Origin of the sequence: Janthinobacterium woesei, assembly GCF_051380875.1 — a bacterium.
Lineage (GTDB): Bacteria > Pseudomonadota > Gammaproteobacteria > Burkholderiales > Burkholderiaceae_D > Janthinobacterium.
In genome coordinates this window covers 14,443-36,195 of sequence record NZ_JBNYXW010000025.1, presented here as the reverse complement: position 1 = coordinate 36,195, position 21,753 = coordinate 14,443, and the positions used below count along the sequence as shown (strand labels likewise).

Here is a 21,753-nt window from a genome sequence, read left to right as displayed (position 1 = left end):
CCTGAAATTCAATATGGCTAGCGTAAACGTTGTAGACAAAAATGTATACTTTAATTTCAGTGTCACATAAGCGCCTTTAAAGAATGGGAAAAAACCTAGACAAGCTTGTTTATGAATGACACGTATAGACGAAAAAAAAGACGCCGCAGCGTCTTTTCCTGTTCCAGCCGGCGCTTATCCGGCCAGCTTGGCTTTCAGCAGCTCCGTCAGCTGGGCCGGGTTGGCCTTGCCTTTGGAGGCTTTCATGGCCTGGCCGATCAGCGCATTGATGGCCGCTTCCTTGCCGGCGCGGTACTGCTCCACCGACTTGGCGTTCGCCGCCAGCACTTCATCGACGATCGCTTCCAGGGCGCCCGAGTCGGAAATTTGCTTCAGACCCTTGGCGTCGATGATGGTGTCGACCAGATTCTCGTCGCTCGCCTTGGCTTCCCACATGCCGGCGAAGACTTCCTTTGCCGCCTTGTTCGAAATCGTGCCGTCGGCGATGCGTTTCAACATCGCGGCCAGCTGCGCGGCGGAGACGGGCGCTTCATCCAGGTCCACGCCTTCGCGGTTCAGGGTCGACGCCACGTCGCCCATCAGCCAGTTAGCGGCGGCCTTGGCGTTGTCCTTGCCTGCCTTGTCCACCACGGCGACGAAATAGGTGGCCATCGATTTCGATTGCGTCAGCACCAGCGCATCGTATTCCGGCAGCGCGTATTCGCTGATGAAACGCGCGCGCATGGCCACTGGCAGTTCTGGCATCGAGGCCTTGACCGAATCGATCCACGCTTGCGAAATGGCCAGCGGCGGCAGGTCCGGATCCGGGAAGTAGCGGTAATCCTGGGCGTCTTCCTTGCTGCGCATTTCGCGCGTTTCCTTGCGGTCCGGATCGTACAAACGCGTAGCCTGCACGACCTTGCCGCCGTCTTCGATCAGTTCGATCTGACGGCGCACTTCGACGTGCACGGCTTCCTCGATGAAACGGAACGAATTCAGGTTCTTGATTTCGCAGCGGGTGCCAAATTCTTTCTGGCCGACGGGGCGCACCGAAACGTTGACGTCGCAGCGGAACGAGCCTTCCTGCATGTTGCCATCGCAAACGCCCAGCCACATGACCAGCGAGTGCAGTGCCTTGGCGTAGGCCACGGCTTCGGCGGCGCTGCGGATTTCCGGTTCCGAGACGATTTCCAGCAGCGGCGTGCCGGCGCGGTTCAAGTCGATGCCGCTCATGCCGGCGTAGTCTTCGTGCAAGGACTTGCCCGCGTCTTCTTCCAGGTGGGCGCGCGTCAGGTTGACCGTTTTGGTGACGAATTGGCCATCCTTTTCATAGCCGAAGGTCAGCGCGCCGCCGATGACGACAGGGTCTTCGAACTGGCTGATCTGGTAGCCCTTTGGCGAATCCGGGTAAAAATAGTTCTTGCGCGCGAAGACCGATTGCGGCGCGACGGTGGCGCCCACGGCCAGGCCGAAGCGGATAGCGCGCTCGACGGCTTGCTTGTTCATCACCGGCAGCACGCCTGGCAGGGCCAGGTCGACGGGGCTGGCCTGCGTGTTGGCTTCGGCGCCGTACTTGATCGGCGAACCGCTGAAAATTTTGGATTCGGTCGTGAGCTGCACGTGGTTCTCAAGACCGATGACGACTTCCCATTGCATAGTGTTCTCGCTTATTTTTGGTGGCGCCGCCTTGGCGGCGCAAATATATTCTTTAGATGCCAGCAGTTGCGTCGCCTGGGCTGCGCGTATGCCAGTGCGTCACTTGCTGGAACTGGTGGGCCACGTTCAGCAGCCTGGCTTCGTCGAAGTAATTGCCGATGATTTGCAGGCCGACCGGGCGCCTGGCGTTTTTCTCGCCTTCGCCGAAGCCACATGGGATCGACATGCCGGGCAGGCCGGCCAGGCTGGTCGACAGGGTGTAGATGTCGGCCAGGTAGTTCGCTACCGGGTCGTCCGTCTTGTCGCCCAGATCCCAGGCCACGGTCGGCGCGACCGGTCCTATGATGACGTCGCAGACGGCGTCCGGGCCATTCAGCACGGCTTCGAAATCTTGCGCGATCAGGCGGCGGATCTTTTGCGCCTTCAGGTAGTAGGCGTCGTAGTAGCCATGGCACAGTACATAGGTGCCGACCATGATGCGGCGCTGCACCTCAGGGCCAAAGCCTTCTGCGCGCGACTTCTTGTACATGTCCTGCAAATCCTTGTATTCGGCCGCGCGGTGGCCGTAGCGTACGCCGTCGTAGCGCGACAGGTTCGACGATGCTTCGGCCGGCGCGATCATGTAGTAGGCAGGAATCGACAGGGCGGTGTTTGGCAGCGAGATGTCGACCAGGGTGGCACCCAGCTTTTCATACTGCGCCAGCGCGCCGCGCACGGCCGCTTCCACGTCCTTGGCCAGGCCCTCGCCGAAGTATTCGCGCGGCACGCCGATGCGCAATCCTGTCAGGGCTTGATCGAGACTGCGCGAAAAATCTTCCGCTACGCCGCCTTGTTCAGGTGTCAGGCTGGTCGAATCGCGTTCGTCGAAGCCGGCCATGGCGGTGAGCAGCAGGGCGCAGTCTTCGGCCGAGCGTGCCATCGGGCCACCCTGGTCCAGCGACGAGGCAAAGGCGATCATGCCGAAGCGCGATACGCGGCCGTAAGTTGGCTTGATGCCGGTGATGCCGCAGAAGGCGGCCGGCTGGCGAATCGAGCCGCCCGTGTCGGTGCCGGTGGCCGCTGGCGTCAGGCCGGCAGCCACGGCGGCGGCCGAGCCGCCCGACGAGCCGCCCGGTACGGCCGTTTTATCCCACGGATTTTGCACGGCGCCAAAGGCCGAGTTCTCGTTGCCGGAACCCATGGCGAATTCATCGCAATTGACCTTGCCCAGGGTGACCATGCCGGCTGCCTGGAATTTTTCCACCACGGTGGCGTCAAACGGGCTGGTATAGTTGGCCAGCATTTTCGAGCCGGCCGTGGTGCGCCAGCCTTTCGTCACGAACAGGTCTTTGTGGGCGATCGGCACGCCCGTCAATGGCGTGGCCGTGCCGGCGGCGATGCGCGCGTCCGCTTCAGCTGCTTGCGCCAGGGTCAGGGCACGGTCGACGTGCAGGAAAGCGTTCGAGTTGTCCGCTTCGATGCGGTCGAGGAAATGCGTCGCCAGTGCAACGGCGGAAATTTCCTTGTTCTGCAAAAGCGTGGACAGCTGTTTGATGGATTTTGTATGCATGGCGTTTCTATTTTGATATTCGACGGGAGGGCAAAAGCACGGTGCAGCGCTTACTCGATCACTTTCGGGACCAAATACAGGCCATCCTGCACTTTTGGCGCCACGGCCTGGTAGTCGTCGCGGCGATTCGTCTCGGTGGCGACATCTTCGCGCAGGCGCAGGGCGATATTGTCCATGTGGGCGGCCAGCGGGTGGCTCAAAGGGGCCACGCCGTCGGTATTGACGGCTTGCATTTGCTCGGCCAGTGCAAAAATCTTGTTCAATTGATCCAGCGACGTGACGGCCTGGTCGTCGGCCATTTCAAGTTGTGCCAGGTGGGCGATACGTTTTACGTCGGATAGTGTCAGGGACATGGCGAATGGCGCGGAGTGCCGCGCATTAGTATTAAGTTGGCGTTTTGATAAAACGCGGGTATTTACTGCTCTTTTGCTCACAAAAACCGAGGAATGCCGCGTAACTCGCGGCTGCCAGAGTCGCACTTTTCCATGGTTTTTGGGCAAATCGCATTCAAATTATAAGGTAGAATGGCGGGTTAATGCGTTGCCGGCGCTGATGGACTGCTGCCGCAGCATAGAAAAGATTGCGCAAGCGCCAAGCGAAACCCGGAAAAATCGCCTCCATGGATTTTCAGGGTGCCTGAAAGCGCCCGCTTTGAAACTCCCCATAAACAGCTTTTGCGCAGCTCGATGCGCTACAGGACACTCATGTTTGGTTTTTTACGCAGGTATATCTCCACCGATCTGGCCATTGACTTGGGCACGGCCAATACCCTTATTTATGTACGCGGCCTCGGTATCGTCCTGGACGAGCCGTCCGTCGTAGCGATCCGCCAGGAAGGCGGTCCGAATGGCAAAAAGACCATTCAAGCAGTCGGCAAGGAAGCCAAGCAGATGCTGGGCAAGGTGCCGGGCAATATCGAAGCGATTCGTCCGATGAAAGATGGCGTGATCGCCGACTTTACCGTGACCGAGCAGATGCTCAAGCAATTCATCCGCATGGTGCACGACTCGAAATTCTTCCGTCCATCGCCGCGCATCATCATTTGCGTGCCTTGCGGCTCGACCCAGGTCGAGCGCCGCGCGATCCGCGAATCGGCCCTGGGCGCTGGCGCCTCGCAGGTGTACCTGATCGAAGAGCCAATGGCTGCGGCCATCGGCGCGGGCCTGCCCGTGTCCGAGGCGACCGGCTCGATGGTGGTCGATATCGGCGGCGGCACCACCGAAGTGGGCATCATCTCGCTGGGCGGCATGGTCTACAAGGGTTCCGTGCGCGTCGGTGGTGACAAGTTCGATGAAGCCATCGTCAACTACATCCGCCGCAACTACGGCATGCTGATCGGCGAACAGACGGCCGAAGCCATCAAGAAGGCCATCGGTTCGGCTTTCCCCGGTTCGGAAGTGAAGGAAATGGAAGTCAAGGGCCGCAACCTGTCCGAGGGCATCCCGCGTTCGTTCACCATTTCCAGCAACGAGATCCTCGAAGCGCTGACCGACCCGCTGAACAACATCGTCTCGGCCGTAAAAAACGCGCTGGAACAGACCCCGCCGGAACTGGGCGCCGACATCGCCGAAAAAGGCATGATGCTGACGGGCGGCGGCGCACTGCTGCGCGACCTGGACCGCCTGCTGATGGAGGAAACCGGCCTGCCGGTGCTGGTGGCCGAGGACCCGCTCACCTGCGTGGTGCGCGGTTCCGGGATGGCACTGGAACGTATGGACAAGCTCGGCTCGATGTTCTCCTACGAATAATCTCACAGAAGGGCCGGAAACCATTTTCCGGCCTTTTTTTGGTTTTGGCACCGGCGTTTGCCCGGGGTTCGCACGTTGGCGCACTGCGCCTGATTATTGGATGTCATGGAATACAGTCCTCCGCCACTTTTCAAACAAGGCGCCTCTGCCCGCGTCAAGATGATGGTGTTCGCCGGCATTTCTATCGCCCTGTTGCTGGTCGATTCGCGCATGCACGCGCTGACGGCCGTGCGCCAGGTGGTTGGCACCGTGCTGTATCCGGTGCAGATGGCGGCCCTGATGCCGCGCGATGTGGCGCTCGGCGTCGGCAATTACTTTTCGTCGCTGTCCGTGCTGGAAAAACAGGTGCGCGACCTGAAACACGAGCAGATCGCCTCGGCGCAGATCCTGCAGCAGGCGCAGCTCAACATCGTTGAAAATAACCATTTGCGCAAATTGATGGAGGCGCGCGAGCGCGTACCCGTCAAGACCATGATGGCCGAAGTCCTGTATGACACGCGCGATTCGGCCACGCGCAAGATCGTGCTCGACCGGGGCATCCAGAACGGCGTTGAACTGGGCCGTCCCGTGATCGACAATCTGGGCGTGGTGGGGCAAGTCACGCGCGTGTTCCCTTTTACCTCCGAAGTGACCCTGCTGACCGATGAAGAGCAGGCCATTCCCGTGCAGCTGCTGCGCAATGGCGTGCGCAGCGTGGCCATCGGCCGCGGCAAGTCCGGCACCATGGAATTGCGCTTCACGGCGCCCAGCGCCGACATCCAGATTGGCGACATCGTCATTACCTCGGGCCTCGATGGCCTGTATCCGGCCGGCCTGGCCGTGGCGCGCGTGACCCTGGTCGAACGCAATGCGCACGGTCCGTTTGGCCGCGTCGTGTGCCAGCCGCTGGCCGGCATCGAGCGCAACACCCAGTTGCTTATTTTGATGACGTCGCCCGACATGGCGCCGCGTCCGCCGGCCGAAGATATCAAGACGGGCCGCAAGATCGCCGGCAAGATGGCGCCGATCAAGGACCCGGCGGCCGCTGCGGTGGCACCGCAGGCCACCGCGCCAGTTGTCAACGCGTCCACTGCGCCGGCAGCGAAACCGCCAGCAAGTCCCGTGCCGAAGCCGGCAGCGGCACCAGTACCGGCACCGGCAGCCGTGCCACCGAAGGAGGCGACACGATGAACCGCCCGCATTACATCCTGCTGCCAGTCAGCCCCCTGTTCATCGGGTTTTCCCTGCTGTGCGCTTTTCTGCTGAACCTGCTGCCATGGGGGCATTTCGTCGGCGTGCCCGATTTCGTCGCGCTGGTGCTGGTCTTCTGGGGCATCCACCAGCCGCGCAAGGTGGGTATCGGCATGGCGTTTTTCATGGGCCTGATGATGGATGTGCATGACGCGACGCTGCTGGGCGAGAACGCGCTGGCCTACACCTTGTTGTCCTACTTTGCCATCATGATGCACCGCCGCGTGCTGTGGTTCCCCGTCATGACGCAGGCGCTGCACGTGCTGCCGCTGCTGTTGCTGATCCAGGCGCTGCAGCTGTTGACGCGATTGATCGTCTCTGGCCGCTTCCCGGGCTGGCTCAATTTCATCGAGAGCTTTGTCGCCGTCGCCCTGTGGCCCATGGTCACCTGGATCTTGCTGGCACCGCAGCGCCGTGCCGTGGACCGCGACCACAATCGCCCGATTTAACGAGCGCCTGCAATGACTGAACTTAAAAATAACGAGCGCGAACTGCATTTTTTCCGGATGCGCCTGAGCGTCCTGGGCGCGCTCGTCTTTGTCTGTTTTTCGCTGCTGCTGGCACGCTTCATCTGGCTGCAGGTGATCAAGCACGAGGACTATGCAACCAAGGCCGAAGACAACCGCATCGCCGTGGTGCCCATCGTGCCCACGCGCGGCCTGATCCTCGACCGCAATGGTGTGGTGTTGGCGCGTAACTACTCGGCCTACACGCTGGAAATTACGCCATCGAAGCTCAGTGCCAGCCTCGATTCGGTGATCGACGAGCTGTCGACGCTGGTGCAGATCGACATCAAGGACCGCCGCCGCTTCAAGAAACTGCTGGAAGAGTCGAAGAATTTTGTCAGCGTGCCGCTGCGCACGCGCCTGACGGACGAAGAAGTGGCGCGTTTCACGGCGCAGCGCTTCCGTTTTCCCGGCGTCGAAGTGCAGGCGCGTCTGTTTCGCCAGTATCCGATGGGCGAGGTGGCGTCGCACGTGGTGGGCTTCATCGGCCGCATCAACCGCAACGAAGCCAAGGCGCTCGATGAGGGCGAGGACGCGGCCAATTACAACGGTACCGACCATATCGGCAAGGAAGGCCTGGAGAAAAGCTACGAGAAACAGCTGCACGGCACTACCGGCTACGAAGAAGTGGAAGTATCGGCCGGCGGACGCGCCATGCGCACCTTGTCGCGCACGGCGGCAACCCCCGGCAATAATTTGATCCTGTCGATCGATATCGAACTGCAAAAGGTGGTCGAGGAAGCGTTTGGCGAGTGGCGCGGCGCGGCCGTGGCGATCGACCCGGCCACGGGCGACATCCTGGCCTTCGTCTCCAAGCCCGGCTATGACCCGAACCTGTTCGTCGACGGCATCGACCAGCAAAGCTGGAATGAACTCAACACTTCGCTGGATCGGCCGATGGTCAACCGCCCCCTGTCCGGCACCTACGCGCCGGGTTCTACCTTCAAGCCCTTCATGGCGCTGGCCGCGCTGGAACTGGGCAAGCGCACGCCGAGCCAGTCGATTTCGGACCCTGGGTTCTTCATCCTCGGCGGGCATACCTTCCGCGACGACAAGGTGGGTGGCCACGGTACGGTCGACATGCACAAGTCCATCGTCGTCTCGTGCAACACCTATTACTATCAGCTGGGCCGCGACATGGGCATCGACGCCATCCACGACTTCATGAAGCCGTTCGGCTTTGGTCAGCTGACGGGTATCGACCTGAGTAACGAAAAGACGGGCGTACTGCCGTCGATGGAATGGAAGCGCAACCGCTTCAAGACGCCGCAGCAGAAAAAATGGGTGGGTGGCGATACGATTTCGGTGAGTAACGGCTCCGGCTACAACTCCTATACGCCGTTGCAGATCGCCCACGCGACGGCCAACCTGGCCAATAACGGCGTGGTGATGAAGCCGCACCTGGTGAAAATCATCGAAGACGCCAGCACGCGCGCGCGTACCTTGACGGTGCCGAAGGAAAGCTACCGGATTCCTCTCAAGCAGGAAAATATCGACATCATCAAGCGCGCGATGGTTGGCGTGACCAGCGAGGTGGGCGGCACGGCCGCGCGCATCTTCGCCGGCGTGCAATACACGGTGGGTGGCAAGACGGGGACGGCGCAGGTGGTGGGCATCAAGAAAAACGAGAAGTACAACGCCAAGCTGCTGGCCGAACGCCTGCGCGACAACGCCTTGTTTACCGCCTTCGCACCGGCCGACAAGCCGCGCATCGCGATTGCCATCGTGGTGGAAAACGCCGGTTTCGGCGCGGGCGTGGCCGCGCCCATCGCGCGCAAGGCGCTCGACTACTACTTGCTGGGCAAGCGTCCGAGCGACAAGGAAAAAGATACCACCAAGGTGCCAAAGGAAGACGTCGACGAAGTGCGCACCCTGGAAGAAATCACTGATGAGCAGGCCGCCCCGGCGCCTGCAAGGCAATAAGGAAACGCATGTCCCGCACGTATATTAACGAGAGGCGCTCGCTGTGGCGGCGCGCCAAGCCCTATTTGGCGGTGTTCGATCCGCCACTCATGATCATCATCCTGATGCTGCTCAGCACCAGTTTGCTGACTCTGTATTCGGCCAGCATCGGCATTCCCGGCAAGATTGAAGACCATCTGCGCAACATGCTGCTGTGTTTTTTTGTGATGTGGGTAGCGGCCAATGTGACGCCGCAGATGATGATGCGCATTGCCGTGCCGGCGTATACGGTCTCGGTGCTGCTGCTGGTAGCCGTGGCACTGTTCGGCACCATCAAGCTCGGTGCGCGGCGCTGGCTGCATATCGGCGTCATCGATATCCAGCCTTCGGAATTCCTGAAGATCGCCACGCCGCTGATGCTGGCCTGGTTCTTCCAGCAGAATGCAGGCGCCCTGCGCTGGAAATCGTTCGCGGTGGCGGCCGTGCTGTTGCTGGTGCCCGTGTACCTGATCGCGCGCCAGCCCGACCTGGGTACGGCGCTGCTGGTGGTGGCGGCGGGTTTTACCGTCATCTTCCTGGCCGGCCTGTCGTGGAAAGTGATGGCGGGATTGTTCCTCGTGGTTGCCTGCTACCTGCCGATCGCCTGGTCGCATCTGCATGATTACCAGCGCGACCGCGTGATGATGCTGATCGATCCGACCAAGGACCCGCTGGGCAAGGGCTTTCACATCATCCAGTCCATCATTGCCATCGGTTCCGGCGGCATGACGGGCAAGGGCTGGACGCACGGCACGCAAGCCCACCTGGAGTTTGTTCCAGAGCGCACCACCGACTTCATCTTCGCCGTGTATTCCGAAGAGTTTGGCCTGGTCGGCAACTTGATCCTGATGCTGATGTATTTGCTGCTGGTGGGACGCGGGCTGATGATCGCCGCCAACGCCCCCAGTTTTTTCACTCGCCTGCTGGCAGGAGCGATAACGATGATCTTCTTTACTTACGCCTTTGTGAACATGGGCATGGTCAGCGGCATTTTGCCGGTGGTAGGTGTACCCTTGCCGTTCCTTAGCTACGGCGGTACGGCGCTGCTGACCCTGGGCGTCGCCTCCGGCATCCTGATGAGCATTCAGCGCCACCGCAAGCTGGTGCAGACTTGATGCGCTCCCCTGTTGACACCTTCGCCATGCGTGGGCTTGGCCTTGCGGTTTTGCTGACGCTGGCCGCCTGCGGCACGGCGCCGCAAAAATCGCCAGGCAATGTACCCATGCCGTCCGGTGGCAAGGTCAAGATGCCCGTGCGCAAGGATCCTACCTTGCCGGCGTTGCCGGCGGCCGGTTCCGGGCGTGGCGGTTACTACAAGGATGATGGTCCGGGAGACAATCCACCGGCCAACCTGCGCGACGTGCCCGATGCGGAAGTACGCAACGAAGCGTATTCGACGCGCTCGAATCGTCCCTACGTCGTGTTTGGCAAGACGTACACGCCGATTACCCATAATGAACCGTTTACGCAGAAGGGGACGGGCACCTGGTATGGCAAGAAATTCCATGGCCAGCGCACCTCGTCGGGCGAAATCTACGATATGTACAAGATGACGGCGGCCCATCCAACCTTGCCGATTCCATCGTATGCGCGCGTGACGAGCATCGACAGCGGCGAACAGGTGATCGTGCGCATCAACGACCGCGGTCCGTTCCACGCCACGCGCGTGATCGACGTGTCGTACACGGCGGCGCTGAAACTGGGCTTCCTGGGCAAGGGCAGCCACCAAGTGGTGGTCGAGCGCCTGCTGCCAGCCGATATTGACGCCATCCTGGCTGCCCGCGCGGCGCCGAAACCGGTGCCGTCGGTGGTGGCCATGTCGATTGACACCCCGATCGACACACCGCCGGAAATGGGCGCCGTGGTGCAGCCGGAAGTGTCGGCAAAGATGGATGCCACGGTCGCCGCGCCGGCTCCGGCCGCGCTGGCCAGCGGCTTCTATTTGCAGCTGGGCGCGTATGCGCGCGCCGACAATGCGGAAACGGGGCGCGTGCGCCTGGCGCCGTTTGCGTCAGCCCTGGGTAAGCTCGGTGTGGTGCAGGTCGGTAATCTGTTCCGCCTGTACGGCGGACCATTCTCCAGCCGCGCCGATGCGGCACGTGCGGCGGCGAATTTGCCGGAATCGACTGGCGTGAAGCCGATTGTGATTCAACGTTAGGGGCTTATTTGCAGCCGCGCAGTTCCTGCTCTGGGAACTGCGCCTTGATCTTCTCCAGGCGCGTACGCGTGGCCACATCGAGGTCGCGGAACTGGTAGGCCAGCTGCTTGCTGGGGCTATAGCGGGGGGCGATGCGGGCGCTGTGCACGCCTTGCTTGTTCAGCGATGCCAGCTGGGTCTGCGCGCTGCTTTCCGATTTGAATACGCCCAGCGAAATGCCCCAGCGTAGCGGGTTCGCTTCGTTCATGATGAAATAATTCGTCACGCCCAGCTGCTTCAATTCACCAGCCTTGCGCTCGGCGCCATCCTTGCTGCCCTGCGGCGCGATGTACACCATGTAACTGGAAATGTCCTGGCCAGCCACGTTGCGGCGCGACTGGCGGTCGCCCAGGTCCAGCGCGGCTATCTGCGTTTCGAAGCGGCGCGCGTCGGCCAGCACGAAATTGCCCACTTCCGTGCAGGCGTATGATTGCGGCGGCACTGGCTTGGAGGCCTCATTTTCGCCAGGCGGCGCGGCAGGCGCCGTTGCCTGCTCCTGTGTCCGCAAGGTGAGTTTGCCGGCTTGCAGCTGGTTTTTCAGGCGCGCAGGTTCGCGCGTCTCGCTGCGAAAACTGCCCAGGTAGCCCTGGCCGATGGCAAACACCAGCAGATTGACGCCAGCGAGCAGCCAGAAGACGAATTTCAGCATGGATGTTCCCCTTGTTTTCCTGCTTCTCCGCTGGCGCGCGCAGCTGCCTGCAGGCCGATCATGACGATGTTCTCCAGCAGACGCAGTGGTACTGGCAGCGCCAGAGCTTGGGCGATGCGCGGTGCGGCGCCGCCCGATAACAGGCAGGCGCTGGCGCCATGCATGCGCACGGCCCGTTCGATAGCGCCCGCTTGCGCCGCCAGGCAGCCGGAGAGGATGGCATCGTCCGTGTTGTCGGCAAAGCCGGCCGGCAGCACTGCATCGCTGGCGATCTGCGGCAATTGCGCCGTATTGCGCGCCAGCGAGCTGGCCATCAACCCAAGTCCCGGCAAGATCATCCCGCCGATGAAAGCGCCGTCGGCCGTGATGGCGTCGATGGTGGTGGCGGTGCCGCAATTGGCGACGATGACGGCCTGGCCCGGCGCCAGCGCATGTGCGCCGATGGCGGCGGCAAAACGGTCGCAGCCCAGTTGCGCTGGATCGCGGTAGTCGTTGCGCAGTCCGGCCAACTGCGGCAGCGAGGCAAAGGTGGCGATCGCTTGCGGCAGCAAATGGACAGGGAGTTGCGCCAGCAGGCGCGCGCCGATGGCCGCCCCTGCCACGTTCGACAGCAGCACAGCGGAAATGGCCAGGCTGCTCCAGGCCGCTTTCAAGGTGTCGAGCTGCGCGTGTGCCGCGGCGCCGCTGGCCAGCCAGGCGCCGGCCGCGCCAGTGGGGGCGCAGAGTGCCCATTTGATGCGGGTATTACCGGCGTCGATCAGCAGTAGCATGCGCTTACTCCTGGGCCAGGCGCAGCGAGACGTCGCCGGACATGATGTGCTGCAGGCCGTCATCGGTGCGCAGCAGCAGGCGGCCCAGCTGGTCCACGCCGGACGCCACGCCTTGCTGCAGCAGCTGGCCGTTGTCGAGGATGTTTACGTATTGTTCCTGCCACGCGTGCAGCGCGTTCCAGCGTTGCGCGAAGGGTGCAAAACCCGTGTCGTCGAATTCAGCCAGCACGCCGGCCAGGCGGCTCAAGAGCGCCGCCACCAGCGTGTTGCGCTCCATTTGCGCCAGCCAGGGCACGGCCGAGACACTGCGCCCGATCTGCTGTTCCAGCGCGTCGGGCATCAGCAGGTTGATGCCGCAGCCGATCACGGCCCAAACGCCGTCGCCGTCCGGCGCCTGCTGCGTTTCGACCAGGATGCCGGCCAGCTTGTTGCCATCCTTGAGGATGTCGTTTGGCCATTTCAGCTGCACCGGCACGCCCAGCGCAGTCATGCTTTCGGCCAGCGCCACGCCAACGGCCAGCGGCAAGCCAACCAATTGATGCAGCGGTCCCTTGAAGCGCCAGGCCAGCGAGAACATCAAACTGGCGTCGGACTGCGAGACCCAGGGCCGCCCGGCGCGCCCGCGTCCGGCCGTCTGCTGGCCGGCGATGCGCAGGGTTGGTCCGGCCAGGGTGGCGCAGCGCGCCAGCAGGTCGGCGTTGGTCGAGCCGGTTTCGTCGACCACTTCAATGGCCACGTGGGCGGCTCCCGTGGCGCAATGGGCGGCAATGGCCGCGCTGTTCAGGTCTGCATGCTTCGTCATAGGAATCGTGTGGTTTTACTGGCTGTCGCCGGATGGTTTGCTGCGCGCCTTGTGCGGCGCATTCGCGAAGGCCCGGTCGTAGACGGCATTGGGCAGCGCGCGCAGCAGCTTGGCGACGATGCCCATCTGCCACGGGATCACGCGGTAGCTGTCACCGTCGGCGATGGCGCGCGCGGCGCGCGCGGCGAACTTTTCGGCCGGCATCAGGAAGGGCATGCGGTAGGCGTTATGGCGCGTCATCGGCGTGTCGATATAGCCGGGGGTGATGGTGACGACCTTGATGCCTGCCGGCTTGAGTTCCAGGCGCAGCGATTCGCAGTAGCTGATCACGGCCGCTTTCGAGGCGCTATAGGCTTCGGCGCCGGGCAGGCCGCGAATGCCGGCCACGCTGCCGATGCCCACCAGGCGTCCGCTGCCTTGCTGCTTCATGCTGGCGATGAACGGCGCGAAGGTGGCCACGGTGGCCGTGACATTGATGGCCATCAAACGGGCGAAGGCATCGAGGTCTTCCGCGTGCTCGGTCAGGGTGCCGTACGACACGCCGGCGCTGGCGATGACGGCGTCGATACGCCCCGCATGCCGGAGAAAATCATCCGCCGCGCTTTTCAGGGCCGCGTGGTCGCACACATCGACGGCGTAGGCGCGGTGGCGTTCAGGGTGGGGCAGGGAGGCGATCAGTTGCTGCAAGGCGTCGCCGCGGCGGGCCAGCAAACCCAGGCAGGCGCCCTGGCGCGCGTACTGCAGCGCCAGGGCGGCGCCCAGTCCACTCGATGCGCCCGTGATGAATACGCTGTAAGGCACGCTGTGCATCAGGCGACGGTCGTCATGCTTATTTCTTTTCCGCTTTGGCTTTCGCGACCAGCACGTCCATCACGGTGAGCGCCTGGGCGTTCAGCTGCTCTTCATTTTTCGCCGACTTGCTGCCTTGATCGGCTTGCGACGGCGAGGTGATGTAGCGGCCGTCGATGGCGATCATAGGCCAGAACGTGACGTTATACGCCTGCATCATGGCGTCCGCATGGCGCACACGGCCGGAGATGCCAAACGAGCGGTAGGTGTCGATGAACTTCTGGCGGTCCACGCCCTGCCTGGCGACGAAGTCGAACACCGCTTCGTCGGTATTGAGGCGGTTGCGTTCCACATGCATGGCATTGAACACCTTGCCGTGCAGCTTGTCGAGCAGGCCCATGGCTTGCAAGGTGAAGAACAAACGCTGTTGCGGCGCCACGCTCTCATCGCGCGACACGTGCACGCGCTTGAAGACGATGTTGTCGCCCTGTTTCTTGACCCAGGCTGCCAGTTGCGGTTCGAGCACGTTGCAATGCGGGCAGTAATACGCGAAAAACTCCGTCACTTCGATCTTCGTGCCCGCTTGCGTGGCTTGCGGCGTGGCCAGGGTTTCGTATTCGACACCGTTCTTCGGCTCGGCCGGCGAGGCGTACGCGCCCATGGCGGCGCCGCACAGGGCGGCGGCGAACAGGATTTTTTTCAGAAAACGCATGCTGGTTCCTTATTTTTGGTTGCGGACGACGGCGACATCGATGCCGTTTTCAGACAGTTTGGTGCGCGCGCGGTTCATCGCTTCGAGCTGGTTGAACGGCCCGATGCGCACGCGGTGCAGCACGCCGGCATCGGTGCTGCGGTCGCTGATGGCCGCTTCGAAACCGAGCAGCGCCAGTTTGCCGCGCGTGCTTTCGGCGTCTGCCATGTCATGGAAGGCGCCGGCCTGCAGATAATAAATCCATTTGTCGCTGGCTGCATCGGTCTTCGCCTCGGTTTTGGCTTGCGGCGCTGGTGCAACTGCTGGCGCTTTCGGCGCCGGCTTGTCCTTCAGGGTGCCGATCAATTCCTGCAGCGCGTCCGGTGGCGGCGCCTTCGGTTGCTGCGCCGGTGCCGGAGTTGGCGCAGATGGCTGCGTCGGCGCGCCGATCTCGCGCGGCTCCTTGGAGAAGTCGCGTGCCGCTTCCTTGGCCGCTTCCTTGTTGCCGTACATCGGCTTGTTCGGGTCGGCGATCTGGCCGGCCGTCGGTTCGGCCGATTTTCCGGCGCGGCCCGACTTGTCGGTAAATGGCGAGGAGCCCTTGGTGATCACCAGGGCGACCACCACGGCGATGCCCAGGCCGATGACCAGGCCGATGATGATGCCGACCAGGGTGTTGCCCTGCTGGCGCCGGGTCGGAATAAAGCGGGAAGGGTGAGGGAAAGCGTAACGCATTGGCAGTTTGACTTTCGTGATTACATTTTGCTTGGCGCGGACACGCCAATCAGTGCCAGGCCATTGCGCAGCACCTGGCGCGCGGCGACCACCAGTGCCAAACGGGCCAGCTTGATGGCTTCGTCCTCGACCAGCACTTTTTCAGCGAAGTAGAAGCTGTGCAGGTTGGCGGCCAGGTCGCGCAGGTAGAACGCGACTTGATGGGGGCCCAATTCGCTTTGCGCGCGCGCCAGCATTTCCGGATAGGCTGCCAGGGTCGCCAGCAGGGTCGCTTCGGTCGGTGCCGTCAGTGGCGACAAATCAACGTTGGCGAGGGTGCTTTCGTCGCCAGCCCAGTTTTCCAGGATGCGGCAGATGCGCGCATGCGCGTACTGCACGTAATACACCGGGTTTTCATCCGTTGTTTTCAGCGCCACGTCGACGTCGAAGACGAATTCCGTGTCGGCCTTGCGCGAGATCAGGAAGAAGCGCACGGCGTCGCGGCCTTTGGCGATATCGCCGCCGCCCGACCATTCGATCAGGTCGCGCACGGTCACGTAGGAGCCGGCGCGTTTCGAGATTTTGACTTCTTCGCCGTCCTTCATGACGGTGACCATCTTGTGCAGCACGTAGTCAGGGTAGCCTTGCGGGATGCCCATGTCGACCGCCTGCAGGCCGGCGCGCACGCGCGCAATGGTGCCGTGGTGGTCGCTACCCTGGATATTGATGGCCTGCACGAAGCCGCGCTGCCATTTCACCAGGTGGTACGCCACGTCCGGCACGAAATACGTGTAGGTGCCGTCGGTCTTGCGCATGACGCGGTCCTTGTCGTCGCCGAAGTCGGTGGTGCGCAGCCATAGCGCGCCATCCTGCTCGTACGTATGGCCCGTCTTGATCAGCGTTTCCACGGCGCTATTGACCTCGCCGTCGGCGTACAGCGACGATTCGAGGTAGTAATTGTCGAACTTCACGCCGAACGCCTGCAAGTCGATGTCCTGCTCGTTGCGCAGGTAGGTGACGGCGAACGGGCGGATCGAATCGATGTCTTCCACGTTGCCATTGGCCGTGGCAGGCAAGCCATCGCTGGCCGAGACGGTCTTGCCGGCCTTGAAATCGCTGGCGATGTCGGCGATGTAGTCGCCGTTGTAGGCGGACTCCGGCCATTCGGCGTCGCCCGGCTTGAAGCCGCGCGCGCGCGCCTGCACGGAATTGGCCAGGGTCTGGATCTGCACGCCCGCATCGTTGTAGTAAAACTCGCGCGTGACCTTGTAGCCTTGCGCGTCGAACAGCGACGACAGCGCATCGCCCAGGGCCGCCTGGCGGCCGTGGCCCACGTGCAGCGGGCCGGTCGGGTTGGCCGAGACGAATTCCAGGATGACTTGCTTGCCGGCGCCGGCCGTGCTGCGGCCGTAGTTGTCGCCTTCGCTCAGGATGGCCTTGAGCACGGCCTGCTTCGCGGCAGCGCAGAGGCGCACGTTGATGAAACCGGGGCCGGCGATTTCCACCGCTTCGACCAGGCCCTTGCCGGCCGGATTGGCCAGCACGGCCGTGACGATGGTTTGCGCCAGTTCGCGCGGATTCTGTTTCAGCTGCTTGGCCAGTTGCATGGCGATGTTGCAGGCGACGTCGCCATGCGATGCGTCGCGTGGCCGCTCGAGCACCACGATTGGGGCAAGTGAAGTGCCGGCCAGGACGGGAGCGAGGGCGGCCTGGAACAGGGCGATGATTTCTTGTTTCTGTTGGGCGAGCATGAGCAGGATGGCGGCGGAACCGCGTTAAGAATGAATAGAATGAATCAAAAGCAAAACGGACGGCGTTGGCAACAGCCGTCCAGGTAGCGTCAATTATACTGGTTTGCTGCCGGGAACAATACGCTTGCCGGCAGCGTTCCCGTGCCAGTGCTTTTCACGATATTATCAGGAAGGTATCTCCTTGCTGGTGCGCGAAAACATCAGCGTGGTGCATTCTGCTTGTATATATGCAGTTTTTTGCCGCAAATTGCCCATATCGCTGCAATCGCTTGGGCCAGAGAGCGCCACAAACGCTACAATCGACCCTTTATTGATGACGCGCGGCCGCGAATTTGCAACCATGCCACCAGCCGCGCGCAGCCACACCGGATAACTATGAACAAGCGCCCCACGCTGAAATTGAAAACCAAGCCGGCGCCAGGCCAGGTCTCTGCACCTGCCGCGCCGAAATTGCGTCCCAGCTACCATCCCGACCTGAAACCGGTCTTGCAGCCAGGCTTCCAACCCGATTTGCGCACCGACTCGCTGGCTTTTTGCCTGCTCGGCGCCGCCAATGCCGTGGCGCAAGTGCGCACGGGGTCGGCCCTGCCGCAGGCGCTGGCCAAGGTGTTTGCGCAATCGAACGCCAGCGCGCAGGCGCGCGGCGCCATCCAGGATATTTCCTACCGCACCATGCGCCAGCTGGGCCGCAGTGAAACCCTGGTCGGCCTGATGACATCGAAGGCACCCGAGCCGCCGATGCTGGCGGCACTGCTGTGCTGCGCGCTGTCGCTGATATCGAACGAACCGGGCGAGCAGCCCTACGAAGAATTCACCGTTGTCGACCAGGCTGTCACGGTCGCCACGTCGCACCCTGACCTGGCGCATGCCAAGGGCATGGTCAATGCGGTCTTGCGACGTTTCTTGCGCGAGCGCAAGTCCTTGCTGGAAACGGCCTTGCAGCAACCGCTGGCGCAATGGAATTATCCGCAGTGGTGGATCGATACGCTGCGCCTGGCCTATCCGCGCGACTGGCAAGCCATTTTGACGGCCGGCAATGCCGTGCCGCCGCTGACCTTGCGCGTGAACCGCCGCAAGAGCACGGTGGAAGCCTATCTGGCGGTGCTGGCAGACGCTGGTATCGCTGCGCGCCAGGTGGGACCGTTCGCCGTGCGCCTGGACAAGCCGATCGGCGTGGCCCTGATCCCCGGCTTCGAGCAGGGTGTTGTTTCCGTGCAAGATGCTGGCGCGCAACTGGCTGCGCCGCTGCTGGACTTGCAAGATGGTATGCGCGTGCTCGACGCCTGCGCCGCGCCGGGCGGCAAGACTTGCCACATCCTGGAGCTGGCCGATGTGCAAGTGACGGCCATCGACGCGGACGCCAAGCGCTTGCCGCGCATCGCGGAAAACCTCGAGCGCCTGGGCCTGGAAGCGACCTTGAAGGCGCAGGACGCGCAGTCGAACGCCTGGTGGGATGGCCAGCAGTACGACCGCATCCTGGCCGACGTGCCGTGCACGGCTTCGGGCATCGTGCGCCGCCATCCGGACATCCGCTGGTTGCGCCGCAAGGGCGATGCGTTCCAACTTGCAACACTTTCTGCCAAAATTCTGGACAACCTGTGGCAGATGCTGCGTCCCGATGGTAAATTGCTATTTGTGACGTGTTCATTGTGGCCGCAAGAGTCCGAGGCACAGGCGGCAGCATTTGCGGTGCGCAATAATGCGACCCGTTTGACAGCGCCTGGCCAGCTGTTGCCGACTGGCAGCGCGGAGCAGGACCATGACGGCTTGTTCTATGCACTGTTTCAAAAAAATGCGGCTTGAGCGATTCGTCGATACTTTTCCTACGGACACTACCGGCACACTTGTGACAACACGACTCTTCCGACTCCTGGCCCTGCTGTTGCTGCTGGCGTGTAGCATGCCGCGCGCGCATGCCGCCGATGTGGTCGAGATCACCCGTGCCTACATCGAGTCGGGCGAAGAAGGCTACAAGCTGGCCGCCACCTATTCCTTCGAACTCAATCACGATCTCGATGATGCGGTGCAGCATGGCGTGCCGCTGTTTTTTACCACGGAAATCGAACTGACCCGGCCCCGCTGGTACTGGTTCGATGAAAAGGCCATCGTGGCGCGCCAGACCAGCCGCCTGTCATACAACGTGCTGACGCGCCAGTACCATGTGTCGGGCGGCGGCTTGCAGCAAAATTTCTCCACCCTCGATGACGCCCTGTTCCTGATCCGCCGTCCCAGCCGCTGGCTGGTGGCGCGGCGCGGCGAGCTGAAAGTAGGGCAGACGTATAACGTGACCTTGCGCATGGGCATGGACCGCGACTTTCTGCCCAAGCCGATACAGGTCAATGCCTTCAATAACAGCGACTGGCGCCTGGCTTCGAATAAAAAAACCTTCTTGTATACGGCCGAGTAGTGAGTCAAGCATTGCGCTATCTGCTGGTAGTGGGCGGCGGCATTGTCAGTATCTTGCTGTTCCTGCTGGCGTCGGCTTCCGACAATTCCGGCTTCTTCGACCGCTACTATTCCTGGCTGCTGGGCCTGAACGCCGCCGTGGCCGTTTCGCTGCTGGCGCTGGTCGGCATTTCCCTGGGGCGTTTGTACGCGCGCTACAAGAGCGGCAAATTCGGCTCCAAGCTGATGACCCGCCTGGTGATGCTGTTCGCCGCCGTCGGCATCCTGCCTGGCCTGGTGATTTTCCTTGTCTCAGTGCAATTCGTTTCCCACTCGATCGAATCCTGGTTCAACGTCAAGATTGAAGCGGCGCTGGAATCGGGCCTGGAACTGGGTCGCGCCGGCCTGGATGCGGCGCTGGTCGAACTCGACCATCGCGGCAAGAAGGCAGTCGACGAGTTGCGTGCCGATCCGGTGGCCGGTCCGGCGGTGCTGACCAGCCTGTTACGCGAAGAGGGCATGCAAAATGTCATGATCGTCAGTGGCGATGGCGTGCTGCTGGCCAGCGCCGGCCCGCACAGCGCGGCCGACCTGCCGACGCCGGCCATGCTGGCGCAGGCGGCCTTGCCGGCCGGCTACGCTTCTGCCGAAGGCGGTCTGGAGCTGCACAACGACAGCATGGAATCGGGCGGTGGCGGCATCCGCGCTGGCCCGCCTGCTGCGCGGGACGCCGCAGCCAGCTTGCGCCTGCGCGTGCTGGTGGCCGTGCCGGGGCCGTCCGTGTCGCCCCGCTACCTGCAAATGCTGCAATCGGTGCCGCCCAAGCTGGCGACGAACGGCGAAATGCTGCGCGCCGCCTACAGCGAATACAAGGAACGTTTTGTCGCGCGTGTGGGATTGCGCAAGATGTACATGGAAATCCTCACCCTGACCTTGCTGCTGGCCATTTGTGGCGCCATTGGCAGCGCCTTCTTGATCGCAGGCAACCTGGCCCAGCCCTTGCTGCTGCTGGCCGAAGGCACGCGCGCCGTGGCCGAGGGCGACTTGTCGCCGCGCCCCATCGTCGCTACCAAGGATGAGCTGGGCACGCTGACGCAATCGTTCAACATCATGACGCGCCAGTTGCTCGACGCGCGCACGGCCGTCGACAGCAACCGCGCCGCGCTGCAAAACGCCAAGGCCCACCTGGAATCGGTGCTGGCAAACATGTCGGCCGGCGTGATGGTGCTCGATGGCGACTTCAAACTGGTCACTTGCAATGAGTCGGTCGAGCGCATCCTGCAGCATTCGGGCGCCAGCATGGTGGGCCAGCCGCTGGCAAATATTGCCGGAATGGAAGAGTTCGGTGGGGCTATCGTCAGCGCCTTCTCGGCGCAAAGCGCGCAGTCGGCATCGGGCCGCAACCAGCAGCGCCTGCACTGGCAGCGCCAGATCGAGATTCCGCGCCGCCTGGGCAGCAGTGCCGACGAGCACGATATCACCTTGCTGGCGCGCGGTTCTCGCCTGCCGCTGGAGTCGGGCAGCGGCTACATCGTTGTGTTCGATGATATTTCCGACGTGATTTCCGCGCAGCGCTCGATCGCCTGGGGCGAGGTGGCGCGCCGCCTGGCGCATGAAATCAAGAATCCGCTGACGCCGATCCAGCTCTCGGCCGAGCGCTTGCAGATGAAGCTCGAAGGCAAACTGGAGCAGCCGGACGCCGACCTGCTCAGCCGCGCCACCACCACCATCGTCAAGCAGGTCGATGCGATGAAGCGCATGGTCGACGATTTCCGCGACTATGCGCGCACGCCGCCGGCCGTGCTGGCGCCGCTGCGCCTGAACGAGCTGATCGAGGAGATCCTGAACCTGTATTTGCGTGGCGATGATGGCGACATCATCCACCCGCACCTGGCGCCGAATCTGCCGATGGTGATGGGCGATCCGACGCAGTTGCGCCAGGTCATCCACAACTTGTTGCAGAATGCGCAGGACGCCATGGCCGACTTGCCGCTGGAATCGCCGCATCCGCGGATTGACGTAAGGACGGAAGCAATACATTATCGCAGTGCGGACGGCGGCGTGAATATCGCCGTGCGCCTGGCCATCACCGATAATGGCCCTGGTTTCGCGCCGAAAATCCTGGCGCGGGCCTTCGAACCCTACGTCACGTCAAAGGCGCGCGGCACGGGCCTGGGCCTGGCGATGGTGAAGAAAATCATCGATGAACATGGTGGACGCATCGATATCGAGAATCGGGTTGACGGCAATGGCGCTTCGGTGGTCATTTTGCTGTTAAAGTTAGCTCCTGACGCTCCTGCCTAGCAATTGCTGGCTTGAGGGTCTGGTTTAGTATTTAAAAAACCAATAAAATCATAGTTGTCCGCGCGTGCCTACTGTGCGCGAAGGGTGGCGAA

General features: G+C 62.4%; 19 protein-coding genes. 9 read left to right on the top strand and 10 right to left on the bottom strand.

Translation table 11 applies throughout. The features are described 5' to 3' along the window. Nucleotides 1-174 precede the first annotated feature (174 nt). The 3 genes from gatB to gatC are packed head-to-tail and all read right to left on the bottom strand — an operon-like array spanning nt 175 to nt 3,537. Nucleotides 175-1,650 carry an Asp-tRNA(Asn)/Glu-tRNA(Gln) amidotransferase subunit GatB gene (gatB, locus tag ACQ4W6_RS24090; RefSeq protein ID WP_436569722.1) on the bottom strand — a complete coding sequence of 492 codons (1,476 nt, stop codon included), beginning with the start codon at nt 1,648-1,650 and terminating at the stop codon, nt 175-177. A gap of 37 nt (nt 1,651-1,687) precedes the next feature. After that, entirely contained in the window at nt 1,688-3,184 is a 1,497-nt protein-coding gene (gene gatA, locus ACQ4W6_RS24085) for an Asp-tRNA(Asn)/Glu-tRNA(Gln) amidotransferase subunit GatA (protein ID WP_436569696.1), read from the bottom strand. A 50-nt stretch (nt 3,185-3,234) separates the two neighbouring features. Next, nucleotides 3,235-3,537 (bottom strand): Asp-tRNA(Asn)/Glu-tRNA(Gln) amidotransferase subunit GatC, encoded by a 303-nt coding sequence (gene gatC / locus ACQ4W6_RS24080; RefSeq protein ID WP_436569695.1) that lies wholly within the window; start codon nt 3,535-3,537, stop codon nt 3,235-3,237. 351 nt (nt 3,538-3,888) lie between these two features. Between gatC and ACQ4W6_RS24075 the strand changes: the two genes are divergently transcribed. The 6 genes from ACQ4W6_RS24075 to ACQ4W6_RS24050 all read left to right on the top strand — a co-directional run bounded on the left by ACQ4W6_RS24075 (nt 3,889) and on the right by ACQ4W6_RS24050 (nt 10,767). Continuing rightward, nucleotides 3,889-4,932 (top strand): rod shape-determining protein, encoded by a 1,044-nt coding sequence (locus ACQ4W6_RS24075; RefSeq protein ID WP_436569694.1) that lies wholly within the window; start codon nt 3,889-3,891, stop codon nt 4,930-4,932. Between the two features lie 105 nt (nt 4,933-5,037). Continuing rightward, nucleotides 5,038-6,102, top strand: a complete 1,065-nt coding sequence (gene mreC, locus ACQ4W6_RS24070) for a rod shape-determining protein MreC (protein WP_436569693.1) — start codon at nt 5,038-5,040, stop codon at nt 6,100-6,102. Next, on the top strand, nt 6,099-6,611 hold the full coding sequence (mreD, locus tag ACQ4W6_RS24065) for a rod shape-determining protein MreD (protein WP_436569692.1): 513 nt from the start codon (nt 6,099-6,101) through the stop codon (nt 6,609-6,611). The genes mreC and mreD overlap by 4 nt, the downstream gene beginning before the upstream one ends. 12 nt (nt 6,612-6,623) lie before the next feature. After that, on the top strand, nt 6,624-8,591 hold the full coding sequence (mrdA, locus tag ACQ4W6_RS24060) for a penicillin-binding protein 2 (protein ID WP_436569691.1): 1,968 nt from the start codon (nt 6,624-6,626) through the stop codon (nt 8,589-8,591). Between the two features lie 8 nt (nt 8,592-8,599). Further along, the gene (gene rodA / locus ACQ4W6_RS24055) at nt 8,600-9,724 is read left to right on the top strand and encodes a rod shape-determining protein RodA (RefSeq protein WP_436569690.1); all 1,125 of its coding nucleotides are present in this window, start codon (nt 8,600-8,602) and stop codon (nt 9,722-9,724) included. Then, nucleotides 9,724-10,767, top strand: coding sequence for a septal ring lytic transglycosylase RlpA family protein (locus tag ACQ4W6_RS24050; protein WP_436569689.1), 1,044 nt, complete (start codon nt 9,724-9,726; stop codon nt 10,765-10,767). The genes rodA and ACQ4W6_RS24050 overlap by 1 nt, the downstream gene beginning before the upstream one ends. 4 nt (nt 10,768-10,771) lie before the next feature. Here ACQ4W6_RS24050 and ACQ4W6_RS24045 read toward each other — a convergent pair whose 3' ends face one another. From ACQ4W6_RS24045 to argS, 7 genes are read right to left on the bottom strand one after another with little or no spacing between them, the layout of a single operon-like run. Then, nucleotides 10,772-11,455, bottom strand: coding sequence for an SPOR domain-containing protein (locus ACQ4W6_RS24045; RefSeq protein ID WP_436569688.1), 684 nt, complete (start codon nt 11,453-11,455; stop codon nt 10,772-10,774). Then, nucleotides 11,449-12,225: a type III pantothenate kinase gene (locus ACQ4W6_RS24040; protein ID WP_436569687.1), complete on the bottom strand. Its 777-nt coding sequence runs from the start codon at nt 12,223-12,225 to the stop codon at nt 11,449-11,451. Before ACQ4W6_RS24040 ends, ACQ4W6_RS24045 begins: the two co-directional genes overlap by 7 nt. A 4-nt stretch (nt 12,226-12,229) precedes the next feature. Beyond that, on the bottom strand, nt 12,230-13,027 hold the full coding sequence (locus ACQ4W6_RS24035) for a biotin--[acetyl-CoA-carboxylase] ligase (RefSeq protein WP_436569686.1): 798 nt from the start codon (nt 13,025-13,027) through the stop codon (nt 12,230-12,232). A gap of 15 nt (nt 13,028-13,042) precedes the next feature. Beyond that, nucleotides 13,043-13,828: an SDR family oxidoreductase gene (locus ACQ4W6_RS24030; RefSeq protein WP_436569685.1), complete on the bottom strand. Its 786-nt coding sequence runs from the start codon at nt 13,826-13,828 to the stop codon at nt 13,043-13,045. Nucleotides 13,829-13,856: 28 nt separating this feature from the next. Next, nucleotides 13,857-14,528, bottom strand: a complete 672-nt coding sequence (locus tag ACQ4W6_RS24025; protein WP_436569684.1) for a thiol:disulfide interchange protein DsbA/DsbL — start codon at nt 14,526-14,528, stop codon at nt 13,857-13,859. Between the two features lie 9 nt (nt 14,529-14,537). Beyond that, nucleotides 14,538-15,242, bottom strand: a complete 705-nt coding sequence (locus tag ACQ4W6_RS24020; protein ID WP_436569683.1) for an SPOR domain-containing protein — start codon at nt 15,240-15,242, stop codon at nt 14,538-14,540. Nucleotides 15,243-15,262: 20 nt separating this feature from the next. Next, nucleotides 15,263-16,972 (bottom strand): arginine--tRNA ligase, encoded by a 1,710-nt coding sequence (argS, locus tag ACQ4W6_RS24015; RefSeq protein WP_436569682.1) that lies wholly within the window; start codon nt 16,970-16,972, stop codon nt 15,263-15,265. Between the two features lie 375 nt (nt 16,973-17,347). On the opposite strand from argS, the gene rsmB reads away from it, so the two are divergent. Genes rsmB through ACQ4W6_RS24000 form a run of 3 tightly spaced genes read left to right on the top strand, consistent with a single transcriptional unit; the run spans nt 17,348 to nt 21,661 of the window. Continuing rightward, nucleotides 17,348-18,775: a 16S rRNA (cytosine(967)-C(5))-methyltransferase RsmB gene (gene rsmB / locus ACQ4W6_RS24010; protein WP_436569681.1), complete on the top strand. Its 1,428-nt coding sequence runs from the start codon at nt 17,348-17,350 to the stop codon at nt 18,773-18,775. Beyond that, nucleotides 18,747-19,379: a DUF4390 domain-containing protein gene (locus ACQ4W6_RS24005; protein ID WP_436569680.1), complete on the top strand. Its 633-nt coding sequence runs from the start codon at nt 18,747-18,749 to the stop codon at nt 19,377-19,379. Before rsmB ends, ACQ4W6_RS24005 begins: the two co-directional genes overlap by 29 nt. Further along, on the top strand, nt 19,379-21,661 hold the full coding sequence (locus tag ACQ4W6_RS24000; RefSeq protein ID WP_436569679.1) for a sensor histidine kinase: 2,283 nt from the start codon (nt 19,379-19,381) through the stop codon (nt 21,659-21,661). Before ACQ4W6_RS24005 ends, ACQ4W6_RS24000 begins: the two co-directional genes overlap by 1 nt. Nucleotides 21,662-21,753 lie beyond the last annotated feature (92 nt).